Genomic DNA, 9,791 nt, shown 5'->3' on the forward strand with positions numbered 1-9,791 from the left:
GATGGCCCGCTCGGAGGCGCGCGCCACCGCACCGTTGTTTATACCGGATCGTCGCTGCCGCTTCAGACGTCGAACTCGAACTCGACCGCCTCACCGGCCTCGGCGTCGCCGGAGTCGACCACGTCGTCGCCGGCCGCGAAGCCGGCGTGGAGGTGCTCGTAGGTGCGGTCGATCGCCTCCACGATCACCTTCGTGCCGCCGGTGACGGGCATGAAGTTCGTGTCGCCGTCCCACCGCGGGACGACGTGCGTGTGGAGGTGGTCGACTGAGCCGCCAGCCGCGGAGGTGCCGAGGTTCTGTCCGGTGTTCACCCCGTCTGGGTCGACGTCGCGGCGCAACGCCGCGAGCGTCGCCGCCTTCAGCTTCGCGTGGTCGAAGAGGACGGCGTCGCCGAGGTCGGTCGGGTCCTCGCGGTGCTCGTTCGGGATCACCATCGCGTGGCCCGGGTTGTACGGCGCGTTGTTCAAGAGGACGTAGTTGCGCTCGCTTCTGGCGACGATCCGCGACTCGCGGTCGTCCTCGCGCTCGGGCAGGACGCAGAACGGACAGCCGTCGATCGGGTCCGACTCGCGCTCGACCCACTCGATCCGCCACGGGGCGTAGATCCGGTCCATCAGTCGTCGAAGTCGTGGATGCCGGCAGTCGTCACCTCGACGCCGTCCTCGGTGACGAGCAGCGTGTGCTCCGCCTGGCTCACGAGGGCGTCGTCGGCCTCCTTCAGCACGGGGTACCCCTTCACCGCGTTCGCCTGCTTCAGGCGGCGCAGGGCCATCTCCACCCGGTCTCCCTCGAGCCACCGCGCCGCGAACGGGAGGTCGTCGAACGCCTCGATCTCCTCGAGGGCCTGCCGCGCGCGGCGGTCGCGGACGCTCGCGGAGCCCTCGCGCTCGAATATCTCCTCGTCGGTCCCCTCGCCGACCTTCCCGCGGCCGTCGGTGGCGAACGGCTCGATCGCGACCGCCTGTCCCGGCTCCAGTTCGACCGAGCGATCGACGCCCCGGTTCGGGATCGTCGGCCCGGTGTGGGCGTCGTACCGCTCGACGCCGTGCCCGGAGAGGTTCAGGACCGGCGTGTAGCCGTACCCGCGGATCACGTCCTCGATCGCCTGTCCGACCACCCCGACCTCGACGCCCGGTCCGGCCTCGTCGACGGCGGCCTCCAGCGCCATCTCGGCGGCCTCGACCAGCTCGGGGGTCCCCGTGTGGTCGACCGTGACCGCGGCGTCGGCGATGTAGCCGTCGACGTGGACCCCGACGTCGAGACACACCATCTCCTCGCCGAACTCGGTGTCGTCGTCGCGGCCCGGGGTTGCGTGCGACGCCTCCGGGTCGACGCTGATGTTGACGGGGAACGCGAGCCCCGCGTCCTGCTCGCGGATGAAGTCCTCCGTCCACTCGGCGACCTCGAGGTGGGACCGTCCCGGCTCGACCATCTCGCGGGCCTCGTTCATCGCCTCGACCAACACCGCGCCGGCCTCTCGGTAGCTCTCGACCGCGTCGTCGTCCAGGGATCCGTGGCTCATGTCTCCGGGTTCGGTGACTGACCGCAAAGAGGTTGCGGAGGGCGTTCGCGGACCCTCGCCGCGTTACGGCGCGGGGTCGGGGTCTGCCCTCGAACCGGCGCCTGCGGCCGGCTCCCCGGCCGCCTCCCCTTCCGCCGTCTTCGCTCCTTCCGCCGTCTCACCGTCGGCGGCCGGGAGCCACATCGTGATCAGGGTCCCCGTCGGCTCCCGGGTGTGGATGTCCAGGTCCCCGCCGGACTCGGTGACGATCCAGTGGACGAGCCAGAGCCCGAGCCCGCTCGCGTGTTCGAGCGCCGTCTCCCGCGCCTCGGAGAACACGCTCCGCTCGACCGGCGGGATCCCGGGACCGTTGTCGGCGACGGCGATCCGGTATCCGCCGTCGTCCGGGGTGACGGCCACCTCGACGATGGGCTGGTCCCCGTCGTTGTGGACGACGGCGTTCTCCAACACGTTGCGGACCGCCGACTCCAACAGCTCGTCGGCGCACACGACCGCCGCGTCGGGCGTCGACACCGTCACCGTCGCCGTCGGGAACGAGGACTCGAGCGACTCGCAGAGCCGCGTGACCAGTTCCGACAGGTCGATGTCCGCCCGCGCGCCGTCGCTGTGGAGCGCGACGTCGATCTCGCGGGCCTGATCGCTGAGGTGGGTCAGCGTCTCCACCTTCCGGTCGATGACGTCGAGGTACTCGTCGCCCTCGTCGTCGACGTGGTCGCGAAGGAGGTCCGCGTAGCCGCCGATGACGTTCGTGTCGTTTTTCAAGTCGTGCCGGAGGACGCGGTTGAGGACCTGGAGCCGCTGTTCGTACCGGCTGCTCTCGGTTACGTCGGTAGCGGTTATCACCACCTCTTGGGTGTCCTCGAACAGGCGTTCGACCACCGTCTCGAACTGGCGCCAGTTTCCGTCCGCGTGGGTGATCCGGTGGTCGAGCGCCTGCGGGTCGCCGGTCTCGAAGGCCCGCTCGAACGCGCGCTGGGCCTCCCGCCGGTCGTCAGGGTGGACCAGATCGATCACCGGTCGCCCCTCGATCGCCGCGGGCGCGTGACCGAGCAGCCGTTCTATCGACGGACTCACATACCGGAGCAGGCCGTCGGTGCCGCAGACGGCGATGACGTTCGGCGACTTCTCGATGAGCGCCCGGTAGCGACGCTGGAGGGTCTCGCGCTCGGTGACGTCGCGGAACAGGAGGACGGTTCCGCCCGTCGCGGCGCCCCTCCGAGATCCGCCCTCCGGTTCGGATCCGGTTCCCGGCCCGAGCCCGGAGCCGAACCCGCCTCCAGTCGCGGCGATCGGGTGGGCGGCGACGGTCAGGAAGCGAGGATCGGAGCCGCCGTCCACGGTCACCCTGAGGTCGGTGTCCGGCTCCGGCCCGGCGCGGCGGCCCGTCCGGTCCCCGTCGTCGACCGCGGTCGACGACGCGAGGTCCGCCACTGCGGGCGCGCGTTCGAACGCCTCTTCGACGCCGCAGCCGACCGCAGCCGACGGGAACAGCCGCCGAGCCGGTCGGTTCAGATCGACGACGCGACCGTCGGCGTCGACGACGACGACGCCGTCGGAGAGGTTCGCGAACACCGCGTCACGGGCGATCGGCGAGAGGTCGAGCAGCCGGTGGCGGAACACGACCCAGCCGAGCAGCCCGGACGTGACCGCGAACGTGACCGGCGTGAGGTCGACGAACACCGGGCCGAGCGTCCCCGTGATCCCGACCACCCCGACGATCATCGGCACGACGCCGGCGACGAGCAAGAGCGCGGCCTGCCGGCGGAACACGCCATCCCGGGCGAGCGCGGCGTAGCCGAGCACACCGAAGGTAAACAGGTTCACCGCGTAGCTGTACGTCATGAACCCGATGAGTGCCGGCGTCGGGAGGTACTCCATGACGAGGAACCCGTTCGAACCGGTCAGCGACGGTGTAGTATAAAAAAGCGGATCGGCGCCGACGAGGAGGATGCCGCCGACGGCGCTCGCGGGTACGAGACACAGCAGGGCGATGCGCCGCGGTCGGAACCACGCCGTCCAGTCGACGTACGCGAACACGAACGCGGGCCACGCGACGGTGAGCATCGCGATCCCGAGCCAGACGAAGCGGTTCCACAGCAGGGTCGCCGGGAGCGTCGTCGCCGACAGCTGCGCCGCGTACGCCAGTGACCAGAGGCCGCTGGCCACCGTCACGGCCACGAAGCTCCCCACGAGCGGCCTCCCGCCGCGCGTCCGGTTCCGAACGGCGTACACCGCGAAGGAAAATGACGCGAGCGCCGCCACGAGCAACGGGGCCGTGTACGGCGTCGGTTGCCACTCCATCGATACCGGTTGGATGATAGTGGCGGATAAAAAGGAACCGGACCGAACATCCTAATACCGGGGCGAAACCACGGAACGTATGCTCGAACCGGGCGATTCCGCACCCGCGATCGCGCTGTCCGACCAGCACGGCGACGCCGTCACCGTCGACCCGTCCGCGGCGCGCTACACGGTCGTCTACTTCTACCCGCGGGCCGACACGCCGGGCTGTACCGCCGAGGCCTGCGGCTTCCGCGACGAGTGGGACGCCTTCGAGGGGGCGGACGTCGCGGTCGTCGGGATCAGCGACGACCCAGTCGACGACCTCGAACCGTTCGCCGAGGCGTACGACCTGCCGTTCACGCTGCTCTCGGACCCGGACGGCGAGGTCGCGAGCGCGTACGACTCGTACGGCGAGAAACAGATGTTCGGGAACACCTTCGACGGCGTGTTCCGGAACACGTACGTGATCGACTCGGGCGGGACGGTCGCGCTCGCGTACGAGGGGGTCTCCCCCGAGGACCACGCGGCCGAGATCATCGACGACATCGACGCGCTGGACGGCTGACTCGGCGACGCACTATTCAAGTAGCCCTGCCGGAATGAGCGATTCGCGTCGCGTTTAGCCGCAGTACCGGCCAGCGTCCGTCACCCACAGACCAGCATGGGCCGACGTCTCTCTGCACCGGCAGACCTCTCGGTGGTCGATCCGCACTCGTTAGCTACCGGCGACTTCAGGGCTGAGACTTCCTTGAGAACCGGTTTTCAGCCTATGATTTAAAATAATCCGGCGATCCGAGAGAGCAGCCGCGGCACCTCCGTGGCGATCGCGCGCCGCTTGAGGAGGCCGAACCCAACGACGATGACGGCGAACCCGGCGACCGTCAGCGCCGTCACCGGCTCGGCGAGCAGGACCGCGCCCGTCACCGTCGCGACCACAGGGACGACGTACGAGACGAGGTTGATCTCGAAGGGACCCAGCCGGTCGAGCAGCGTGAAGTAGATGACGTACGCGACCGCCGAGGCCAACACGCCGAGGAACAGCAGCGACCCGATGGCCGGCAGCGCGGTCGACGGGAGCCGCTGCGGCTCGCCGAGCCCGAGGCTGAACCCGTGGATCAGCAGCGCGCCGAACAGCATCGCCCACCCGGTGAGCGCGACGCTCGAGAAGCTCGTCTCCACCGTGCGGAGCCCGACGCTGCCGACCGCGACCGCGATCACGCCGACCGAGATGAGTCCGACGCCGACCGTGACGCCGCCGGCGAGGTTCGCCGGGTCCGGTTGGGCGACGAGCCCGACGCCGACGAACGCCAACACCACGCCGAGCCCGCCGCGCGCGTCGAGGTCCGAGTCGCCGATCCACGCGGCCGCGACCGCCGCGGTCGCGATGGGAACGAGGCTGTAGGTGATCGAGGCGATCCCGCTCGTCGTGTACTGCTGGCCGACGAACAGCAGGGAGTTGTTGACGGCGACGGAGAGGCCGCCGCTGAACCCGATCGCCGCCGCGTCGCCGCGGGTCCGCGGGAGCGGGGCGGCCTCCGTCACCAAGACGTACGTCACGAGCACCAGCGCGGCCAGATCGAACCGATAGGCGGCGTACAGCACCGGCGGGTAGTAGTCGAGCCCGACCTCGATGGCGACGAAAGAAGCCCCCCAGAGCAGCGCGAGCGCGAAGAACAGCGCGACGTCTCGGTACCTAGACACGATCGGAGAGTGCGGCTCCGGAAGTATAGCGGTGTCCGTTTCGGTTAGTAGCCGCGGACGATCAGGTAGTCCGCGAGGTCAGCCAGCAGCTCGCGGGACCCGCCCTCGGGGAGGATTTCGAGGTGTTCTTTCGACCGCTCAGTGAGGTCTTCGGCCGTCTCGCGGGCGTACGCGATCGAGCCGACCTCCTCTAAGGCCGCCACCGCGTCGTCGATGGCCTCCTCCGTCACCTCGGCCGGCGTGTCGGCGTCGACCAGGCCGTCGACTTCGACCCCCTGCTGGCGGGCGTGGAGGGTGATCAGGGTCTCCTTCCCCTCGACGAGGTCGGAGCCGCGTTGCTTGCCCAGGTCCTCGGAGGGGACGGTCAGATCGAGCACGTCGTCCTGGATCTGGAACGCCCGCCCCGAGTCGATCCCGTACTGGTAGAGGGCGTCGACGACCTCCTCGTCGGCGCCGAGCAGGAGGGCTGGCGTCGCGGCCGAGGCGCCGTAGAGGACGGCGGTCTTCAGCTCGACCATCTCCAGGTACTCCTCCGGGAGAATGTCGTCGCGGCTCTCGAAGGCGACGTCGAGGGCCTGTCCCTCGCAGATCTCGGTGCAGGTCGACGCGAGCATCCGCATCGCCTCCAGCCCGTTGGCCGGGTCGGAGCCCGTCTCCGTCATGAACTCGAACGCCTTCGAGTAGAGCGTGTCGCCGGCGAGGATGGCGGTCGAGGTGTCGTACTGCTCGTGGACGGCCGGGACGCCGCGCCGGAGCTCGTCCTCGTCCATGATGTCGTCGTGGATCAGCGTGAACGACTGGATCACCTCGATCGCGACCGCGGCGCGCATCACGTCGACGGTGTTGCCGTCGAGCGCGTCGAACTCGCGGAAGTCTGCGCCCATCGGGTCGACGCCGGTCACCGCCTCCGCGGCCAGCGTCGTCACCGTCGGTCGGAGCCGTTTGCCGCCGGCTTCGAGGATGTACCGCGTCGCCTCGTAGAGCCGCTCCGGGTGCTGTACCGGCAGCTCCTCATCGATAGCGGCGTTGACGAGGTCACGCCGCTCGCGGATGGCCTCCAGCACCCGCGCCTCCTTCGTCTCGCTCGTCATTCGACGAGTTGGATGACGCTCCCGTTCTGCGTGACGTGGACGTCACGTCCGAGCTTGTACCCCTGCGACTTCGCGAGGTCGACGTACGGCGAGCGACCCTTCAGCGACTGGTGACCGGGGATCACGTGCTGGGGCTGGAGCGCGTCCAGCATCTCGTAATGCCCCTCCTCGCGGAGGTGGCCGGAGACGTGGATGTCGTCGTAGAGGCGCGCGCCCTGCATCCGGAGGAGCTGCTCGGACTGGTACCGCTGCCCCTCGTTGGTCGGCTCCGGAATGATGCTCGCGCTGAAGACGACCTTGTCGCCGTCGTCGATTTCGTACGGGGTCTCGCCGCGACCCATGCGGGTTAACATCGCGCGCGGCTCGCCCTGGTGGCCCGTCACGATGGGGAGGAAGTTGCCCTTCCCCTCCTTCATGATGCGCTTGAACGCGCGATCGACCGACTTCCGGTGGCCGTACATGCCGACGTCACCCTGGAAGTCGACGAAGTCGAGCCGCTCGGCGGTGCCGGAGTACTTCTCCATCGAGCGACCGAGCAGGACCGGCTGGCGGCCGATCTCGCGGGCGTACTCGACGAGCGTCTTCACGCGGGCGATGTGGGAGGAGAACGTCGTGGCGACGATCCCGCCCGAGTAGTCCTCCATCGAGGTGAACGTGTCCTCGACGTGCTTCTTCGCGTACGACTCCGAGGGGGTCCGGCCTTTCCGGCCGGCGTTCGTGCAGTCCTCGATGTAACACAGGACGCCCTCGTCCTGTCGACCGATCTCGCGGAACCGGTCCATGTCGATCGGGTCGCCGATGACGGGGTCGTGGTCCAGTCGCTTGTCGAGCCCGTAGACGATCGCGCCCTCGGGCGTGTGGAGGACCGGGTTGATCGCGTCGATGATCGAGTGGGTGACGTTGACGAACTCCATCTCGACCTGCTCGGAGTCGCCGATGGCCATCGTCCCGCCCGCCTTCATCTTCACGAGGTCGTTGTCGACCTGGAACTTCCCTTCGTCGTCGATCTGCTGTTTGACCAGCTCGATCGTGTACGGGGAGCCGACGATGGGAGCGTCGTACCGGTGCGCGAGCTTCGGGATGCCCGCGATGTGGTCGAGGTGACCGTGGGTGGGGACGATCGCCTGGACGTCGCCCTCCAGCTCGCTCATGACGCGGTCGTCCGGGATCGCGCCCATGTCGATCAGGTCGAGGCTGTGCATGCTCTCGGTCTCCACGTTGTCGTGGATGAGGACCTTACTGAGGTTCAGGCCCATGTCGAAGATGACGATGTCCTCACCCGCTCGGACCGCCGTCATCTGTCGACCGACCTCTTCGTAACCGCCGAGTGTCGCAATTTCGATTTCCATGGTTTGTGGTTCGAACGCCGTAGTAGGCGTCCATCACTGAAACCCCGCAAGGAGCCGTCAGCGCTACGTTTGTCCGCGCTTCGTTGAGGCCCCGCTACGGCCGAGCCGACGTCGACTCACCGTGTCCCGCGGGAGTGTGGTACTTCGGCGTACTCTCGCCCACGTTAAAAACACCCGGGTTCGGTCCCGTCCGCGGCGGCTCTCGGCGTGACTCGCGGACACGTCCCGCGACGAGGAGTGGCGAGCCACCTCATCGTCCCGGTATTTTTATTAGTGCGACGGGCGGCGATACGGACAATGAGTGGACGACCCCTCGACGTGCTCGAAGCGTCGCTCGAGGATCCGGTGACGGTACACCTGAAAGACGGGACGACGTACTACGGCATCCTCGCCGGCTACGACCAACACATGAACGTCGTCATCGAGCCCGAGTCCGACGTGGACGACCGCGTCGACGACGATCTCGACGGCGAGTTCGCGGTCGCAATCGAAGACACAACGATTATACGCGGCGATAACGTCGTCACCATCAAAGCATGACCGGCTCCGGAACGCCCTCTCAGGGGAAGAAGAACAAGACGGTTCACGTGAAGTGCCGCCGCTGCGGCGAGAAATCCTACCACGTCAAGAAGGAGCGCTGCTCCTCGTGCGGCTTCGGCGACTCGCCGTCCCGCCGCGACTACGCCTGGCAGTCGAAGTCCGGCGACAACTGACGACCGCGCCCTCTCTTTCGACGCTCTCGTTTCTCAGCTCTCCAGCCGTGCCGCCGGAGTCGATCGGCGGCGAGTCGCGGCTGATCGATCGACGCGATCGGTGGCGCTACTCCACGCGCTCCCGGGCGGCGGCGACCAGCATCGGCAGCATGACGGTCGCGTCGCCGTAGACGGAGGCGTTTTGCGCGTCCTTCTCCAGTTTCCCCCACGAGCGCGCTTCTTCTAAGGAGGCGCCGGAGAGCCCGCCGGTCGCCTCGGGGTCCATCGTGATCTGGACCGCGTAGTCGTACGCCCGCGGCGTGACGAGCATCGTTTGGAGCGTGAAGTTCTTCGGGACGCCGCCGCCGACGAGCAGGCAGCCGGCGTCGTCGGCCTCGAACGCGAGGTCTGTCAGCGCCGTCATGTCGTCCAGCGCGTCGAGCGTGAAGTCGGCGGTCTGGGCGTACATCCACGCCTGCAGACCGAGCACGGAGTCCTGCACGGCGGGGCAGTAGACCGGGACGTCGCACTCGTAGGCGGCGGCGGCGACGCCGGGGTCCTCGTCCACGTCGTCGCGCTCGTTGACCACGGCGTTGGCGCGGCCGAGCTCCCGGGTGAGGTCCGCGATGCCGACGGCGTCGGTCCCGGCTCCGCCGTCCCCTCCCTCGGGGTCGGCCTCCAGGGCCGGGAACACCTCCTCGCGCAGGTGGCCCTCGAACGCGGCGAAATGCTCCTGCGGGAGGTAGACGTTGTAGATGCGGTCGACCCCCTCGTCGCGGAGCCCCTCGTCGTGCTCCCGGGGGGTCTTCTCGGGGTCGTGCGTCCGACCGTGGTGGTGTTTGCCCCCGATGGCCTCGATGGAGTCGTGGGTGAGGTTCGCGCCCGTCGTCACGAGCGCGTCGACGTAGCCGTCCCGGATGAGGTCCGAGACGACCCGCCGCATCCCGGCGGGCACCATCGCGCCCGCCAGCGAGAGGAACACGGTGCAGTCGTCGTTCGCGAACATCTCCGCGAGCACGTCGCCCGCCTCGTTGACCGACGCCGCGCCGATGCCCGCGTCGCCGTACCCGTCGACCAGCTCTCCGACGGTCATTCCGGCGGTCGCGCGGGTGTGTCCCACCGGGTCCTCGTGGAACTCCTCGCGCGGCGGGTC

10 protein-coding genes are annotated in these 9,791 nt (G+C 68.7%); 3 read left to right on the plus strand and 7 right to left on the minus strand.

Annotated elements, in window-relative coordinates; all coding sequences use genetic code 11:
- Positions 1–62: 62 nt before the first annotated feature.
- The 3 genes from C468_RS06660 to C468_RS06670 form a co-directional block, all read right to left on the minus strand.
- A complete protein-coding gene (locus tag C468_RS06660) occupies positions 63–614 on the minus strand; it encodes an HIT family protein (protein ID WP_008848121.1) in 552 nt (183 codons plus the stop codon).
- Positions 614–1,522, minus strand: coding sequence for a type II methionyl aminopeptidase (gene map, locus C468_RS06665; RefSeq protein ID WP_008848122.1), 909 nt, complete (start codon positions 1,520–1,522; stop codon positions 614–616). Before map ends, C468_RS06660 begins: the two co-directional genes overlap by 1 nt.
- A gap of 63 nt (positions 1,523–1,585) precedes the next feature.
- Positions 1,586–3,823 carry a histidine kinase N-terminal 7TM domain-containing protein gene (locus C468_RS06670; RefSeq protein WP_008848123.1) on the minus strand — a complete coding sequence of 746 codons (2,238 nt, stop codon included), beginning with the start codon at positions 3,821–3,823 and terminating at the stop codon, positions 1,586–1,588.
- 79 nt (positions 3,824–3,902) lie between these two features.
- Here C468_RS06670 and C468_RS06675 point away from each other — a divergent pair, with 79 nt between their 5' ends.
- Positions 3,903–4,370, plus strand: coding sequence for a peroxiredoxin (locus tag C468_RS06675; protein ID WP_008848124.1), 468 nt, complete (start codon positions 3,903–3,905; stop codon positions 4,368–4,370).
- 209 nt (positions 4,371–4,579) lie between these two features.
- On the opposite strand, the gene C468_RS06680 is transcribed toward C468_RS06675, so the two are convergent.
- Genes C468_RS06680 through C468_RS06690 form a run of 3 tightly spaced genes read right to left on the minus strand, consistent with a single transcriptional unit; the run spans position 4,580 to position 7,946 of the window.
- Complete coding sequence (locus C468_RS06680; RefSeq protein ID WP_008848125.1) at positions 4,580–5,506, minus strand: DMT family transporter; 927 nt, start codon at positions 5,504–5,506, stop codon at positions 4,580–4,582.
- 44 nt (positions 5,507–5,550) lie between these two features.
- Positions 5,551–6,597 (minus strand): polyprenyl synthetase family protein, encoded by a 1,047-nt coding sequence (locus C468_RS06685; protein WP_008848126.1) that lies wholly within the window; start codon positions 6,595–6,597, stop codon positions 5,551–5,553.
- Positions 6,594–7,946, minus strand: a complete 1,353-nt coding sequence (locus C468_RS06690) for a ribonuclease J (RefSeq protein ID WP_008848127.1) — start codon at positions 7,944–7,946, stop codon at positions 6,594–6,596. Before C468_RS06690 ends, C468_RS06685 begins: the two co-directional genes overlap by 4 nt.
- A gap of 297 nt (positions 7,947–8,243) precedes the next feature.
- Here C468_RS06690 and C468_RS06695 point away from each other — a divergent pair, with 297 nt between their 5' ends.
- Both C468_RS06695 and C468_RS06700 read left to right on the plus strand, forming a co-directional pair.
- Entirely contained in the window at positions 8,244–8,486 is a 243-nt protein-coding gene (locus tag C468_RS06695; RefSeq protein ID WP_049912118.1) for an LSM domain-containing protein, read from the plus strand.
- Complete coding sequence (locus C468_RS06700; RefSeq protein WP_008848129.1) at positions 8,483–8,659, plus strand: 50S ribosomal protein L37e; 177 nt, start codon at positions 8,483–8,485, stop codon at positions 8,657–8,659. Before C468_RS06695 ends, C468_RS06700 begins: the two co-directional genes overlap by 4 nt.
- Before the next feature lie 106 nt (positions 8,660–8,765).
- Here C468_RS06700 and C468_RS06705 read toward each other — a convergent pair.
- A partial coding sequence (locus tag C468_RS06705) for a deoxyhypusine synthase (protein WP_008848130.1) occupies positions 8,766–9,791 on the minus strand: 1,026 nt, incomplete at its 5' end.

The sequence above is a fragment of the Halorubrum kocurii JCM 14978 genome (genome assembly GCF_000337355.1).
Classification (GTDB): domain Archaea; phylum Halobacteriota; class Halobacteria; order Halobacteriales; family Haloferacaceae; genus Halorubrum; species Halorubrum kocurii.